The sequence below is a fragment of the Deltaproteobacteria bacterium genome (assembly GCA_016709225.1).
Taxonomy (GTDB): Bacteria; Myxococcota_A; Polyangia; order Nannocystales; family Nannocystaceae; genus Xiheibacterium; species Xiheibacterium phototrophicum.
This window is the reverse complement of the sequence record JADJEE010000001.1, coordinates 2412660-2426302: the sequence shown is the minus strand read 5'-3', so window position 1 is coordinate 2426302 and position 13643 is coordinate 2412660. Positions and strand designations below refer to the sequence as shown.

11 protein-coding genes are annotated in these 13643 nt (G+C 71.8%); 6 read left to right on the top strand and 5 right to left on the bottom strand.

What is annotated here, in order from left to right:
- The first annotated feature begins 117 nt into the window (after nt 1-117).
- Nucleotides 118-2340 (top strand): bifunctional salicylyl-CoA 5-hydroxylase/oxidoreductase, encoded by a 2223-nt coding sequence (locus IPH07_09815; GenBank protein MBK6917684.1) that lies wholly within the window; start codon nt 118-120, stop codon nt 2338-2340.
- Between the two features lie 16 nt (nt 2341-2356).
- Nucleotides 2357-2668 (top strand): hypothetical protein, encoded by a 312-nt coding sequence (locus IPH07_09810; GenBank protein MBK6917683.1) that lies wholly within the window; start codon nt 2357-2359, stop codon nt 2666-2668.
- Here IPH07_09810 and IPH07_09805 read toward each other — a convergent pair.
- Entirely contained in the window at nt 2665-4344 is a 1680-nt protein-coding gene (locus IPH07_09805; GenBank protein MBK6917682.1) for a VCBS repeat-containing protein, read from the bottom strand. The genes IPH07_09810 and IPH07_09805 overlap by 4 nt on opposite strands.
- A gap of 210 nt (nt 4345-4554) precedes the next feature.
- Between IPH07_09805 and IPH07_09800 the strand changes: the two genes are divergently transcribed.
- Nucleotides 4555-5313, top strand: coding sequence for a hypothetical protein (locus tag IPH07_09800; GenBank protein MBK6917681.1), 759 nt, complete (start codon nt 4555-4557; stop codon nt 5311-5313).
- A gap of 1 nt (nt 5314) precedes the next feature.
- Entirely contained in the window at nt 5315-6808 is a 1494-nt protein-coding gene (locus IPH07_09795; GenBank protein ID MBK6917680.1) for a hypothetical protein, read from the top strand.
- A 10-nt stretch (nt 6809-6818) separates the two neighbouring features.
- Here IPH07_09795 and IPH07_09790 read toward each other — a convergent pair whose 3' ends face one another.
- The 4 genes from IPH07_09790 to IPH07_09775 form a co-directional block, all read right to left on the bottom strand.
- Entirely contained in the window at nt 6819-7478 is a 660-nt protein-coding gene (locus IPH07_09790) for an rRNA methyltransferase (GenBank protein MBK6917679.1), read from the bottom strand.
- Nucleotides 7454-8671, bottom strand: a complete 1218-nt coding sequence (locus IPH07_09785) for a beta-propeller fold lactonase family protein (GenBank protein MBK6917678.1) — start codon at nt 8669-8671, stop codon at nt 7454-7456. The genes IPH07_09790 and IPH07_09785 overlap by 25 nt, the downstream gene beginning before the upstream one ends.
- Nucleotides 8672-8726: 55 nt before the next feature.
- Nucleotides 8727-9098: a hypothetical protein gene (locus tag IPH07_09780; protein ID MBK6917677.1), complete on the bottom strand. Its 372-nt coding sequence runs from the start codon at nt 9096-9098 to the stop codon at nt 8727-8729.
- Between the two features lie 121 nt (nt 9099-9219).
- On the bottom strand, nt 9220-10386 hold the full coding sequence (locus IPH07_09775) for a hypothetical protein (GenBank protein MBK6917676.1): 1167 nt from the start codon (nt 10384-10386) through the stop codon (nt 9220-9222).
- Between the two features lie 4 nt (nt 10387-10390).
- Between IPH07_09775 and IPH07_09770 the strand changes: the two genes are divergently transcribed.
- Together IPH07_09770 and IPH07_09765 are read left to right on the top strand one after the other, a co-directional pair.
- Nucleotides 10391-11815 (top strand): hypothetical protein, encoded by a 1425-nt coding sequence (locus IPH07_09770; GenBank protein ID MBK6917675.1) that lies wholly within the window; start codon nt 10391-10393, stop codon nt 11813-11815.
- Complete coding sequence (locus IPH07_09765; protein MBK6917674.1) at nt 11812-13032, top strand: hypothetical protein; 1221 nt, start codon at nt 11812-11814, stop codon at nt 13030-13032. The genes IPH07_09770 and IPH07_09765 overlap by 4 nt, the downstream gene beginning before the upstream one ends.
- Nucleotides 13033-13643 lie beyond the last annotated feature (611 nt).

Sequence of the window (13643 nt, the reverse complement as noted above, 5' to 3'; positions counted from 1 at the left end):
GTTCTCACCCGCGCGACGCGAGTGCGCGCAGGCTGTGCCGCCCGATCCCCCCGCCGCATCGCGACAGCCGTGGCGCCCGGCCGCTACCATCACGCCCCGAAGAACGAGGGCAACGACGTGAAGATTGCAGTCATCGGTGGTGGTCCTGCGGGGTTGTACTTCGCGCTCTTGCTGCGGCGCAGCGGTGCGTCCCACGAGATCGTCGTGGTCGAGCGCAACCGCGACGCCGAGACCTTCGGTTGGGGCGTGGTGTTCTCCGACGAGACGCTCGGCAACTTCCTGCAGGCCGATGTCGAGACCCACCAGCGCATCACCGACGGCTTCGTGCACTGGGATCGCATCGACACCCACTTCGGCGGCCGCGTGATCAACTCGGGCGGGCACGGCTTCTCGGGCATCGCGCGGCAGCGGCTGCTGACGATCCTGCAGCAGCGCTGCGTCGAGCTCGGCGTGGAGCTGCGCTTCGAGCACGAAGTGCCGGGCCCCGAGGCGTTCGGCGACGCCGACCTGGTGGTCGCCGCCGACGGCATCAACAGCCGCACGCGCACCGCGATGGCCGAGCACTTCCGCCCCGACATCGTGCCCGGTGCAGCCAAGTTCATCTGGCTCGGCGCCGATCGAGCCTTCGACGCGTTCAAGTTCTTCATCACGCGCACCGAGTTCGGGCTGGTGCAGGTGCATGCGTACCCGTTCGACGCGACCCACAGCACCTTCATCGTCGAGACCCACGAGCGCACCTGGCGGGCGCTGGGGTTCGATCGCATGTCGGTCGCCGACAGCGTGGCGTGGTGCGAGCGCACCTTCGCGGCCGAGCTCGCGGGCGCGCGGCTGCTCACCAACAAGAGCGAGTGGATCAACTTCCGCCGGGTCCGCAACGGCACCTGGCACCACGGCAACGTGGTGCTGATCGGCGACGCCGCCCACACCGCCCACTTCTCGATCGGCTCGGGCACCAAGCTCGCCATGGAAGATTCGATCGCGCTGGTCGCCGCGCTGCGGGAGCACGGCGACGTGCCGAGCGCGCTGGCGGCCTACCAGGCCGCGCGCTGGGTCGAGGTCGCGAAGCTGCAGAAGACCGCCGAGACCAGCCAGGCGTGGTTCGAGCACATCGATCGTCTGCGCGACGCCGATCCGCTGGAGCTCACGATGGGCATGATGACGCGCAGCAAGCGGGTCACCCACGACAACCTGCGTCTGCGCGACCCCGAGTTCGTGGCGCAGGTCGACCGCCACTTCGCGCACCAGGCCGGGGTCGGGCTCGATCAGGCGACGCCACCGCCGATGTTCACGCCGCTGCGCCTGCGCGGTCTGACGCTGCCCAACCGCGTGGTGGTGTCGTCGATGTGCCAGTACTCCGCGCGTGACGGCAGCCCCGACGACTGGCACCTCGTGCACCTGGGCAGCCGCGCAATCGGTGGCGCAGGCCTGGTGATGGCCGAGATGACCGACGTCAGCGCCGACGGGCGCATCACCCTGGGTTGCACCGGGCTGTACGACGACGCCCACGTGGCGCCGTGGCGTCGGATCACCGACTTCGTGCATGCCAACGCCGCGGCGAAGATCGGTGTGCAGCTCGGGCACGCCGGCCGCAAGGGCAGCTGCGTGCTGCCGTGGGAGGGCGACGATCGTCCGCTCGCGGGCGGCTGGCCGTTGCTGGCGGCCTCGGCGATCCCCTACCTGCAAGACGGCGTGGTGCCCAAGGCGATGGACCGCGCCGACATGGACGCGGTGCGGGCCGACTTCGTCGCTGCGACCACGCGCGCGCTCGCGGCCGGCTTCGATCTGCTCGAGCTGCACATGGCCCACGGCTACCTGCTCTCGACGTTCTTGTCGCCGCTCACCAACCGCCGCGACGACGACTACGGCGGCACCATTGCGCAGCGGCTGCGATTCCCGCTCGAGGTCTTCGATGCGGTGCGCGCGGTGTGGCCGCAGGACCGCCCGATGTCGGTGCGGATCTCGGCATGCGACTGGGCCGAGGGCGGCATCACCGACGACGACGTGCTGGCGATCGCCACCGCGCTGAAGCAGCACGGCTGCGACGTGCTCGATGTCTCGACGGGGCAGACCGTGCGCGAGGCCAAGCCGATCTACGGCCGCATGTACCAGGCGCCGTGGAGCGAGCTGGTGCGACGCGAGGTCGGCATCCCGACCATCACGGTCGGCAACGTGCAGAGCTGGGACCACGTCAACACCCTGCTGGCCTCGGGGCGCGCGGACCTGGTCGCGCTCGCACGACCGCACCTGTTCGACCCGTACTTCACGCTGCACGCGGCCGCCGAGCAGGGCTACCGCGGCGTCGTGTGGCCCAACCAGTACCTGTCGGCGCGTCCGCGCTAAGCTGTCGACGCCCACGATGGTGCGCGCACTCGCCACGACGATCGGCTTCGGGATCGGGCTTGCCGCGGCGCCGGCGTGCAAGCCGGTGACGTGGCAATGCCGCCACGACTACGAGTGCACCATCGAGGACGTGCAGCCGGGTGTGTGCGAGCCAGACGGCTGGTGCAGCTTCACCAACACGCGGTGTCCGTCGGGGCGGTGGTACGGCGATCTCGCGGGCGATGGGCTCGCACGGACGTGCGTGGCGGAGACGCCGGGCAGCAGCAGCAGCAGCAGCAGCAGCAGCAGCAGCGGCAGCAGCAGCGACGGCAGCAGCAGCAGCAGCTAGCCCGGCGGCACCGGATCGCACACGCCGCCGTTCTCGATCTGCGCGTTGGTGCGGAACGTGTTCAGTGCCTGCCAGCTCGGCACCACGTGCTGCGGGATCGTCGAGTCCTCGCGCACGTTGGTCACGTAGTACGCGTGCTGGTTCCAGATGCGGCGGGCTTGGATCCACCGGTCGTCGACGTCGCGGATCGCCTGGAGTGCGGGCAGACCCGTCGACGACACCACGAGGATCTCCGCGGAGCCGTCGTTGTCGATGTCGGCGACCACGGGGTACTCGCTGATGGTCGGGCTGCCGCGGGGGATCGTCAGCAGCACGGCGCCGGTGAGGCCGTCGTAGATGTTGAAGGCCTGCTCGTCGGCGTACATCGCCTCGGCGATGCCGTCGCCGAGGAAGTCGAACGCGGTGCCCCCGGCCGCGCCCGAGAAGTCCGCGACCATGACCTGCCACAGCACGTCGGCGGCACTCGGACCCTTGTAGACCGCATAGGCCGACTGCGACGAGCTGGCCCAGTCCGAGCGTTGGTCGCCGTCGAAGTCGTGGATGGTGCCGGGGCGCTGCCACACCAGGTACGAACTCGCCGCCACGCCGGTCGGCGTCACCGGGCCGTACTTGATCTGGCCGTCGTGCTCGACCATCCATAGCCCGGTGCCCGAGGTCACGAAGATCTCCGGCTGCGGATCGTCGTCGAGGTTGCCGACCTGCGGGATCGACTGCGCGGTGATGGTGGGGTAGTTCTCGAAGTAGACCTGCCCGCCGGCGCGGTACGCCGAGTGACCGGTGATGACCTCCATCGTGCCGTCGCCGTCGAGATCGGCGGCGGTGCTGGCCTCGAGCTCGCCCGGCGACGGGTTGGGGTACTGCCACAGCAGCGTGCCCAGGTGGTCGTAGACCTCGTGGTTGAAGACGATCTCGACGTCGCCGTCGGCGTCGAGGTCGTGCAACGCGACGGCGCCCGACTCGCGGTAGAACTGCGCCGCGGCGTCACCGTCGGTGGCGTTGGCCCACTTCACGGTGCCGTCGTGCTCGAACGCCTTGAGGCGGAAGACGCCGCCGGCGTTCCAGATCGCGACGATCTCGGGCAAGCCATCGCCGTCGATGTCGCCCAGCGCCGGCGTGGCGGTGCACGAGACCGACTCGGTGGGGAGGATCGAGAAGTGCTCCACGCCGGTCTCGCCGTCGAGGATGTGGACGAAGCAGGTGGTGCCGTAGCTGATGCCGGCGTTGGAGATCAGCACCACGTCGGGCACGTCGCACAGGTCGATGGCGCCGTCGCCGTTGTCGTCGGTGAAGTTGGCGACCAGCGGCGTCACCCAGCTCTGCTCGTTGGCCCCGAAGCTCCACTGCACCTCGGGCGTGAAGCTGTCCGGGGGCGCCTCGCTCTCGCAGTCGCCCACGGCGTCCATGTTGTCGACGACCTTGCAGAGATCGACGGGGCTCGAGTCGCTGGCCATGCCGTCGGTCGCTGCGACGTCGAACTTGGCGCCACCACCCGAGCTGTCGACGCCGCCGGTGCCGGTGCCGAGGGTGGTGCCGCCGTCGGTGTCACCGACGCTGCCGAGGCTCACGCCGGTCGCTGCTGCGGGCTCGTCGCGGATGTCGGTGCCACACGCGACGCCGGCGAACAGCGAGAGCGCTGCAGGGACGAGCAACCACGGGGCGACGCGAAGGTGGGGCAAGGACGAGCTCCCGAGACCAAGGTGAGACGCGTGCGCTCGCCGGTTGGACCGGTTTCGCGCAGGCCATTCAAAGATAGCACCACAACCGCGTCGCGAGCTCCACGCGCCTGTCGTGCGCGCCGGATTCCGCGTTTCGCGGGGGGCTATGCCGTGGCATCGTCGGGCGCGATGGATCTGTTCGCCCGTGCTCGTCGTCGAGCTTCTCGGACCATGCCCCTGCGCAGCTGGGCCCGCGGTCGCAACCGCCACGGCGCCACGCTCGCAGCGGTGCTCGCCACCGTGGCCCTCGCACCACTCGCGGTCGAGGCTGCGCCCAACGTGCAGGGGGCGAAGGACAAGCGGTTCCGACTGCACTTCGACTTCAGCCTGTTCGACTTCAGCCACGTCAACGCCAACGGCGGCAATCCCAACGACCCCAACGACCGCATCAACACGATCGGCTTCGGCGTCGGGCGCCCCAAGCCGACCGACGGCTTCGCGCCGCGCAACGTCTTCGGCGTCGGCTTCGGCTACGTGTTCTTGCGCGACCGCGCGGTGGTCGGCGCCCGTGCGGCGATCCTCGTCGACGGCAACGACGTCGGCGACCGCAACGGCAAGTCCACCACCTCGTCCGGGCTGCTGGTGCCGTACTTCCACTGGATGTTCCTGCCGGGTCGCTGGGTGCGTCCCTACGTCGAGGGCCGGGTCGGCTTCGGTGGCGGCACCGACACCCACGGCGAGGACATCGACGGCGACCAGAACGTCGAGCGGGTGACGAACCACATCATCTTCCCGAACGTCGGCGTCGGCGGCGGCGTGCACCTGTTTCCGGTCGACTTCTTCTCGGTCGACCTCGGGCTCGACATGGACTACCTCGCGCCGCACACCCGACGCACCTTCGAGAACCCCGATCGACAGGACACCGACTGGGCCAAGGCCGCCGACGTGCTGGTGTTGTCGATCCGCCTGGGGGCCTCGGTGTTCTTCTGACGTGAGTGGCTTCACGCGCGAGGGTCAGCGCAAGGGCGGCACGCAGGCCGTGCGGCACGGCATGCTGGCCCCTGTGATGCCGACGACCCGCCGCGCCCTGCTCGTGCTCGCCTCGCTCGCCGCCTGCACCGATGCGCCCGCGCCGGCGAGCGGCGAGGACGACTCGAGCGGCGCGACCGCCGACGACACCGGCACCACCGCGGTCGCGACCGATGCCGGCTCGAGCGGCAGCGGCGTCCCCGACGATGCGCCGCGATTCTACGAAGACGTGCTGCCGCTGGTCGCCCAGCACTGCCAGGGCTGCCACGTCGCCGAGGGCATCGGTCCGTTCGATCTCACCGACTACGCGACCGCGGCCGCGCTCGCGCCCTCGATCGCGGCGAGCACGGCCGCACGGCAGATGCCGCCGTTCGTCGCCAGCAACACCGGCGAGTGCAACACCTTCGCGAACGCGCGCTGGCTCGCCGACGACGAGATCGATCTGCTGCAGCGCTGGGCCGACGCCGGCGCCCCGGAGGGTGACGCCACGCTCGCGCGCCCGCAGCCGCCCGCACCCGAGCAGCTGGCGGGCGACGACATCGTCACACTGAAGAGTCCCGCCGGCTACGCGCCGGTCGCCGACGACGCGGGGCCGGCCGACGACTACCAGTGCTTCCTGGTCGATCCGCAGGTCGGTGACACCGCGCGCTATCTCATCGGATACGAGGTCGTGCCCGGCAACGCCCAGGTCACCCACCACATGATCGGCTTCCTGGTCGACCCCAGCGCGACCACGCCACTGGGCGGCACCAACGGCAGCCTGATGCAGTCGCTCGACGACGGCACCCCTGATCAGCCGGGCTGGGACTGCTTCGGTGCCGCTGGCAACGGCGTGCTGGTCGAGGGGACCCCGGTGACGTGGGCGCCCGGCGGCGGCGCTTTCAACTTCCCGGCCGGCACGGGAATCCGCATCGACCCCGGCTACGTGCTGGTGCTGCAGATGCACTACAACCTCGCCGCCGGCAGCGGCAGCGATCAGAGCGAGCTGCGCCTGTCGATGGTCGACGAGGTCGAGCGCGAGGCCGTCAACGCGCTCGACGATCGCTTCCTGGCCACGCTGTTCAACGGCGGCGGCGTGACGCTGCCGCCCGGCGAGAGCTCGACGGTGTGGCAGTGGCGGGCGCCCCTGCGCGAGTGGGACAGCCGCATCAGCGCGTGGCCGCAGGTCGAGCTGCTCGGCATGCTGCCGCACATGCACGCGCTCGGGCGACGCATGCAGGTGACCATCAAGCGCAGTGGCGACGACGCGGAGTCGTGCGGCCTCTACGTCGACCGCTGGGATTTCAACTGGCAGCAGGCGTTCATGTACGACACCCCGATCCTGCTCTCGCCGTCCGACCAGCTCGAGATCACCTGCGAGTGGGACACCTCGAGCCGGCAGTCACCGGTCGCGCCCGGCCTGGGCACCAGCAACGAGATGTGCTTGCTCGGGGTCTACGCCGCGGCCGCGAAGTAGCCTCGCCATCTCAAGGCGTCGCGTCGTCGCCGGGCACCCAGCGCAGGCACCACGCGTGCATCGCGATGGCGGCGGCGGCCGAGGCGTTGATGGAGCGCGTCGAGCCGTACTGCTCGATCGAGATCACCTGCGCACACGCGCTGCGTGCCGCCTCCGACAGGCCCGGGCCCTCCTGCCCGAACATCAGCACGCACGCCCGCGGCAGCGTGGCGGCGCGCAGAGGGGTCGCGCCCGGCAGGTTGTCGACGCCGACCATCGCCAACCCGCGTGCGGCCGCCCATGCCGTGAGCGTCGCGAGATCGTCGTGGTGGTGCAGCTCCTGGTAGCGCTCGGTCATCATGGCGCCGCGTCGATTCCATCGCCGCCGTCCGACGATGTGCACGGCTGCGGCCGCGAAGGCGTTGGCGGTGCGTACGACCGCGCCGATGTTGGCGTCGCGGGTCCAGTTCTCGACCGCGACGTGGAACGCGTGTCGCCGCGGTGCGAGGTCGGCGACGATGGCCTCGACCCGCCAGTAGCGATAGCGGTCGATCACGTTGCGGCGGTCGCCGGCGGCCAGCAGCGCGGGGTCGTAGCGAGGGTCGTCGGGCCACGGCGGCGGATGGGGCGGCGCACCGACGATGCGCGGGTCGTCGTCGTCGTCGCTCACCGCACCACGGCCTCGATCCACATCGGCTCGGGCGAGACGTCGATCACGGCGCCCTCACCGAGGCTGCCGTCGTCGGCGATCACGTGGGTGACGAGCGAGCCGTCGCCGAGACCACCGACGTAGATGAAGCGTCCGCCCGGCTCGATGGTGAACGCGCGCGGGGTCGGTGCGGTCTCGGCGTGGCCGAGCGGCGTGAGCTCGCCGCCCTCGACCGCGAAGATCGCGAGGCTGTCGTGCCCGCGGTTGCTGGCGTACAGGAAGCGGCCGTCGGGGGTCAGTCGCAGCTCGGCGACGGTGTTGGCGTCGTCGGACATGCCGCCCGGTAGGGTCGAGACCGTGCGTGGGTCCGACAGCCGGCCGGCGGCGGCGTCGTAGTCCCAGGTGGTGACGCTGTCGTCGACCTCGTTGCCCACGTAGGCGTGGGTCGCGGTGGCGTCGAACACGAGGTGCCGTGGGCCACCGGTCGGCTCTTGCACCTGCGCCGGCTCGTTGGGCGTGAGCGCGCCGCTGACGTCGTCGTAACGGTATTGACGGATCTCGCCGGAGCCGAGGTGCGGCACGAACACGAACGCGCCGTCGGGTGCCGGCACGATCGCGTGCGGGTTCTGCCCGACGTTGTGCTCCGCCGCGGGGTGCTCGGCGACCGAACCGCCGTCGACGGCGAAGCTGGCGATGCGGTTGGCACCGTAGTCGGCGACCAGCAGGTGCTGACCGCCGGCCGCCAACGACAGGTAGACCGCCTCGATGTCGAGGCTGGCCGCGCCCAGCGATGTCGGTGTGCCGTCGGCGGCGAGCGAGAGCACCACGACGCTGCGGGCCCCGAGGTCGCCGATGAACAACAGGTCGCCGCGGTGGGTCATCGGGCCGAGGTGCTCACCGGCCGGCAGCACGTCGACCGGTTGCGGCGTACCGGTCGCGAGATCGACCTCGAAGTGGTGGAGGTTCGCGCCGCTGGCCACGTACAGCGCGAGCGGTGCGTCGCTCGGGAGGTCGCCGCTCGAGCTGTCGCTGTCGTCGACGCCGCTGACATCACCGCCGCTGGCATCGTCGCCCGACGATCCCGGGGTCTCGTCGCCCGCGCTGGTCGAGCCGTCGCCCGGGCCCCACGTGCTCGCGACCGTGACGGCACCGGTGGTGTCGGTGCCACCGCCCGAGGCCGGGTCGCGGCCGCAGGCCAGCGCGAAGAGGACCGGACCGAACACTCGCGCACGCATCGGCGCGCAGGATACCGCGGGCACCCTCGCCGCGGGGGGCGAGGCGGGCACCCCGTCAGCTGCGACGTACGTAGGTGCCGCCGGTGCCGTTCTTCGCGTTCGTCATCATGAGCGTGTCGTCGTCGACGAACTCGATGCGCTGGCGATCGGCGCGTAGGCGGCGACCATCGAGGAACTCGATCGACGGCTCGATGAGCAAGCCATCGGCGCGATCGTCGACGACCTCGTAGGGCCCTTCGATCGGCTTGCCGCCGTGGGGATAGCTGTGGCTCATGCGCTCGGCATCGAACTCGATGGTCTGCCCGGGGTTGTCGGTGCGCTCCCAGGTGCCGCGCAGCCGCGTGCGATTGTCCTTGCACGCCGTCGCCAGCAGCAGCGGCAGCGAGAGCAGCACCGCGGCGAGACGGGGGACGCGTCGGGCCATCATGGTGGAGGACGGACGGACCGGGTCGCCAGTTGCACCAAGCGGCCCCGGCTTTCGACGCCGATCGGCCGTGGCGCCGACCGCCTCGGGTGTGCGGGCGCTCACCGGCGTCGCGGGGCCGGCGTCAGCGGCCGTAGCCGAGCGCGGCGAGCTCACGAATTTTGCGGCTCGCCGCCGCGCGCAGGGCCGAAGGCGCGTCGTCGGGCCACGCGGTGATCTCGAAGAGGTTGAGCCCCTCGCGCTCGGGCTCGGGCCGCTGATAGCTGAGGTGATAGACGTTGCCGACCCACCGCTGCGCCAGCCAGGCGCGGAGGTTGTCGGCGCGCTGCACCACGTAGCGGTAGTCGCGGTTGACGTGCCAGATGAGTAGCGTTCGCAGCACCGCCGCGCCGTCGGCCATGGGCAGCCCGGCGAGGTTGCGACGGAAGTTCTTGGGGTACAGCCGCCAGTACTCCTCGGCGTTGCTGAGGTAGAGCACCTCGATCGACATGCCGGTTGCGGTCGCGGCTTCGCTGATGCCAGCCAGGCCCCGCTCGCCGGCGAGGTCGACCAGCATGGCGCGCGTGCGTCCGCCACGGACCAACGCCCGCACGTGGTCGAACTGTGCGACGTCGGTGAGCCAGCACGGCACGCCGGCGTCGCGTGTGTGCTGCACCGTCTCCGCGAGGCGGGCAGCCACCGCTGCGCGTTGGCGGCGGTACAGCGCGCGCAGCTCGACCCGGTCGCCGCTGGGCGCGTGGGTGTCGATCGCCGCGTGGGCGTCGTGCCGGCCCTCGCGGGACCACAGCGCCAAGAAAGCCTCGGGGTCCTCGGCCTCGAGCAGCAGCGCACGGTAGATGCCGTGCAGCTGCACGACCTCGGGGTCGTAGTCGACCAGCCAGCCGAAGCTCGAGCGCGCCCAGCCCATCAAGAGGTACGCCTGATCGCTGCCGACGCCGAGGTAGCCGCCACCGCGGCCGCGCACGGTCGGCTCGAAGGCGTGCAGTGCGTGCTCGTTGCTGGTGAGGTAGTGGCGGCCCTTCGCGTCCTGCGTGACGCCGCCGAGCTCTGCGGGGACGTCGTCGGCGGGCGAACCGAACAGTCGCCGGCGATCGGCGTCCGGCAGCGGCTCGAGCACGACCGCGTCGTCGCCGGGCGTACCGGTGTGCGCGGCGGCGTGCTGCGCCAGCGGCTCGCGCTGCTCGAGCCGCGGCACCGCGGGGTGGCAGGCGACGCCGAGCGTGGCGATTGCCAGCAGACACTTGACCGCACCCAGGATCCGCGGCCAGCGTGCACGGGTGCGCGGCTGCATCGGCGTGGTGCTCACATCGGCGCTCGCCTGCCGCAGCGAGTCGGTGCCGACCGGCGCCGCGGCGCCGGAGCATCGCCAGGCACTGCACGCGGGCGAGCAGGGCCCCGCCGCGCCAGCGGACGTGTCACATGGCCCCGCCGCGCCGCTCGTGCCCGTGCACGGCGAGCACGCCCCCGTGATCGCGGCCGCGCACGCCGTCGCGGTCGCCCATGTGCTCGGTGCCGGCACCGTCGATCCCACCGCGGTCATCGAGGGCGGCGACGCGCCGCCGTGGACGTTTGTTCCGATCGAGCCCGGGAGCTCGGCGGCGCCGCTGCAGCGACTGCACGCCGCGCTCGCACGCAGCGATCGTGAGCCCGTGCGCGTCGCGATGTTCGGCGCCTCGGGGACCGCGGCCGACACCCATACCGCCTACGTGCGCGCGTACCTGCAGGCGCGTTTCGGCGACGGTGGTCCGGGTTGGGTGCCACTGGGGCGCGCCCATGCGTGGTCGCGTCACGCCGAGATGACGCTCGCGGCCAGCTCCGGGTGGCAGACGCTGCACGGGGTCGGGCACGGTCACCACGGCGACGGTCGGTTGGGGCTCGCGGGGCTGGCGTTCGAGGCCCGCGGTGCGCGACGCTGGGTCGAGCTGCGACCGCGCGGCGATCGGGCCCGCGCCGTCACGCGGATCGAGGTGTTCGCGCTGGCGCAGCCCGGCGGTGGCCGCATGGAGCTGCGCATCGACGACGGGCCTGCGCGGGTGCTCGACACCGCAGCGGCCACGGCGACACTGCTGCGCGAGCGCATCGAGGTGCCGGCGGGTCCCCATCGCCTGCGCATCACGACGCGCGGCGGTGGTCCGGTGCGCCTGTTCGGCGCGGTGTTCGAGGGCGATCACGGGGTCGTGGTCGACACCCTCGGGGTCGATGGCGCCCGCGCGCGCGACTGGGACCGCTGGGATCCGTCGCTGTGGCGCGCGTCGCTCGAGGCCCGTGCGCCGCAGCTGGTCACGCTGGCCTACGGTAGCAACGAGGCCGTCGACGACGAACCGATCGACGCGGTCGTGGCGGCGATCGCCGCCGACGTCGCGGCCACGCGCTCGGCCGCACCCGACGCCGACGTGGTGCTGCTCGGGCCCGGCGACTTCCCGCTGCGCGACGCCGCGGGCGTGCGGCCACGGCCACGCCTGGCGGCGATCGTCGGGGCGCTGCGGGCCTGGCAGTCGGCCCAGCCGCTGGGGCTGTGGGACGAGCTGGCGTTCATGGGCGGTCCCGGAAGCATGGCGGCGTGGGTCACCCACGTGCCGTCGCTGGCGCGCGACGATCACCTGCACCTGCGACCGCAGGGCGCGGCGGTGAAGGGTCACTTTCTCTGCGATGCGCTGCTGTTCTCGTATGATGCCGACCGGGCCGCGGCGTCGCCGAGTGGACCCGCGCCGCCGCGATGATCACCGGACTCCTGCACGCGCTGCTGTTGTGCGCCACCGCCGTGTCGGAGCCCGGCCCGCCCGCGCCCGTGATCGAGGACCCCAGCGGCCACGCACTCGACGGCCTCTTCGCCGCGCTGGCGACGCTGGAGGATGACGGCCGCGGTCTGGTGCGGGTGATGCACGTCGGCGATTCCTCGATCGGGCTCGACGGTCTGCCCCACGCGCTGCGCAAGCGCATGCAAGGTCGTTTCGGCGACGGCGGGGCCGGCTTCGTGATGCTCGATCGCGAGTCGGCCAACTACGAGCACCGTGCCGCCTCGCTCACGGCGAGCGGCTGGTCGGTCTGCTACATCGCCTACAAGTGCGATCCGAGCGGTCGCTACGGCTACGGCGGCCACGTCTTCCGCGGGCGCGACGGCGCGACCACGCGGGTGAGCACGCGCAGTCGTGGGCCCCACGGTCGCCGCGTCAGTCACATCGAGCTGTGGTACGGCGCGGATCCCAAGGGCGGCACCTTGCATGCGCGCGTCGACGGCGACGACTGGCTCGAGCTCGACACCCGCAGCGACGCACCGATCGAGCGCTGGCACCACTTCCACGTCGAGCCGGGGCCGCACCGCTTCGAGCTGCGACACGGCGGTGTCGGCAAGCCCCGCGCCTACGGCGTGGTGTTCGAGACCGACGGTCCCGGTGTCGTGTGGGACACGATCTCGATGATCGGCGCCTTCACCCGCCGGCTGCTGTCGTTCGACGCCGAGCACGTCGCCGCGCAGGTACGCCACCGCGATCCGGCGCTGGTGGTGTTCGGGTTCGGCGGCAACGATCTGCGTCGCTTCCACATGGGTCTCGACCCCGCGGTGTTCGTGCAGGAGTTCCGCGCCGCGCTGCAGCTGGTGCGGGCCGGCGATCGCGCCCGCGCCTGCCTGGTGGTCGGCGTGATCGATCATGTGCGCGCCGGCCCTTCGCCGGTGCACCCCCGCGACACCCGCGCGATGATTGCGGCCCAGCGCGAGGCGGCGTTCGCCGAGGGCTGCGCCTTCTTCGATGCGGTGGCGGCGATGGGTGGGCCCGGCTCGATCCGCGCGTGGCGTCGTGCCGACCCGCCGCTGGCCGAGCCCGATCTGCAGCACCTCTCGATGCGAGGCCGCGACGTGATGGCCGAGATGATCTTCCAAGGCCTGATGACGCGCTTCGACGGCTTCCGCCGCCGCGGCGGTGGTGAGCGGCGGCCGTAGTCGCGCTCGCGCTCGCGGCCCTCGTTCGTCACGCCGTTGGGGGTAGGCAAGCGCGCGGTGCTTCCGCCACACTCTACCGCCGTGGGTGAGCCATTCGATGCGATCGAGTTCGAGACCTGGCGTGCCCGTGTCGAGCGGGGCGAGACCACACTCGCGGGGCTGACCCGCGGCGCGCTCGAGGGTGTGGGCGTGCCACCGCTGGCGACCGCCCGCCCGCACGCGGCCACCCGCGCGGTGCCCTCGCGTGCGAGCGCGAAGACCCAGGTCGTGCTGCGAGCGCTCGACGACGGGCCCTCGCCGTCGTGGCTGCCGGCGGCCATCGACGGCGTGTGGCTCGCGGTGGGCCGCGGCCAGCGGCTTGCACCCGAGCGCGTGCTGCAGTGGCGCGCGCGGCTGCCGGTGGGGCTGTCGCTGTTCGTCGACGGCGACGCCGAGCCGTCGCGACTGTTGGGTCTCGAGGGCGTGACGGCGTGGATCGATCCCTGCGGTGCGAGTGACATCGGCGAAGACGCGTGGTCGCGCGATGCGATCGCGCGGTGGGTCGCCGACCCGCACGCGTTCGTGTGGGCCTGTGACGGCGCGGCGTGGCACGACGCCGGCGCGAGTGCGGT

Bases quoted from the DNA above. Each gene is read 5' to 3' on its own strand.
- IPH07_09765 (MBK6917674.1), top strand. From the start codon at position 11,812: ATGATCACCGGACTCCTGCACGCGCTGCTGTTGTGCGCCACCGCCGTG.
- IPH07_09800 (MBK6917681.1), top strand. From the start codon at position 4,555: ATGCCCCTGCGCAGCTGGGCCCGCGGTCGCAACCGCCACGGCGCCACG.
- IPH07_09775 (MBK6917676.1), bottom strand. From the start codon at position 10,386: ATGCAGCCGCGCACCCGTGCACGCTGGCCGCGGATCCTGGGTGCGGTC.
- IPH07_09785 (MBK6917678.1), bottom strand. From the start codon at position 8,671: ATGCGTGCGCGAGTGTTCGGTCCGGTCCTCTTCGCGCTGGCCTGCGGC.
- IPH07_09810 (MBK6917683.1), top strand. From the start codon at position 2,357: ATGGTGCGCGCACTCGCCACGACGATCGGCTTCGGGATCGGGCTTGCC.
- IPH07_09780 (MBK6917677.1), bottom strand. From the start codon at position 9,098: ATGATGGCCCGACGCGTCCCCCGTCTCGCCGCGGTGCTGCTCTCGCTG.